Here is a 1,427-nt window from a genome sequence, read left to right as displayed (position 1 = left end):
TAGAGTGCCCCCAAAAAGTTAGACACTTTTTAGGGGCATTTTTTATGGGCAAATCAAAGTATAGTTTAGCATTTAAAACAGATTGTGTTGTTAAGGTTTTACAAAGACATCATTCGATTTCCGTAGTTGCTAAAGAATTAGGAATCAGTAAATCTTTAGTTAAACAATGGGTAAAATACTATATTCAATATGGATCTAAAGGTCTTCTTCGTATCCATAACAGAGTTTATGATGTCAATTTTAAGCTGAAAGTTTTACAATCCATATCAGAAAGTCATCTTTCCATTAAACAGGCATGCTTAAAGTTTAATATAGGAGCAGCATCCAGTATTTTAAATTGGCAGAATGCTTATGAGAAAAGTGGTATTTTAGGTTTAGAAAATAAACCCAGAGGAAGACCTAAGATAATGAGTAATAATAAAGATAAAAAAAGAAAATCTGATAAAGTTTTGACACGAGAGGAAGAACTTTTACTTGAAAATGAAAGGCTTCGTGCAGAGATTGATTATCTAAAAAAGTTAGACGCCTTAGCTCTAGCCAGCAAAAAGCAAAAGCCATCGAAGAGTTAAGGCCAAAGTATAATTTAGCAATATTGCTGAATTGTTCAGGTATGGCAAGAAGCAGTTTTTATTATCATCGGGCTCAGGGTAATGCGGGAGATAAATATGCTCATATTAAAAGTTTAATACAATTAATTTATCAAAAGCATAAAGGAAGATTTGGATATAGAAGAATCACTCTGGAACTAAAAAATCGGGATATAATTATCAATCATAAAACAGTTTTACGATTAATGAAAAACTTGGGATTGAAAAGCTTAATTCGGGTGAGAAAATATAGATCTTACCGTGGAGAACAAGGAAAAATAACACCGAATATCCTGAAAAGAAACTTTAAGACTGACCATCCGAACCAAAAATGGGCTACCGATATTACAGAATTCAATGTTTCTGGAAACAAGCTATATTTATCTCATACCATCGACTTATTTAACGGAGAGATTATAAGCTATGAACTTTCAGAAAAACCTGTTTTTACACAAATTATTAATATGTTGAAAAAGAGCTTTAGAAAAATAAAAAATACACAGAACCTAATTCTTCACTCAGACCAGGGTTGGCAATATCAAATGAAGCTGTATCAAAATATTTTGAAACAAAAAGGAATTATCCAAAGTATGTCTAGAAAAGGAAATTGTTTGGATAATGCTATAATAGAGAATTTCTTTGGAACATTAAAATCCGAAATGTTTTATCTGAAAAAGTTCAAATCAATACAGGAATTAAAAGACGAGATTCATCAATATATTGACTATTATAATAATGATAGGATAAGAATTAATTTAAAAGGAAAGAGTCCGATAGAATATCGAACTCTTTATTATCAAAAGATTATTTAATTTTGTCTAAACTTTTGGGTGCACTCTA

General features: G+C 30.5%; 2 protein-coding genes. Both read left to right on the top strand.

The features are described 5' to 3' along the window. A partial coding sequence (locus tag LC457_RS23260; protein WP_223601914.1) for a helix-turn-helix domain-containing protein occupies positions 1–569 on the top strand: 569 nt, incomplete at its 5' end. Beyond that, positions 557–1,399: an IS3 family transposase gene (locus LC457_RS23255; RefSeq protein ID WP_223601916.1), complete on the top strand. Its 843-nt coding sequence runs from the start codon at positions 557–559 to the stop codon at positions 1,397–1,399. The genes LC457_RS23260 and LC457_RS23255, both read left to right, overlap by 13 nt. Positions 1,400–1,427 lie beyond the last annotated feature (28 nt).

Origin of the sequence: Chryseobacterium sp. GVT01B (assembly GCF_019970045.1) — a bacterium.
In the GTDB taxonomy this organism is placed as follows: domain Bacteria; phylum Bacteroidota; class Bacteroidia; order Flavobacteriales; family Weeksellaceae; genus Chryseobacterium.
The sequence above is the reverse complement of the archived record's forward strand: the minus strand, read 5'-3'. Positions and strand labels throughout refer to the sequence as shown.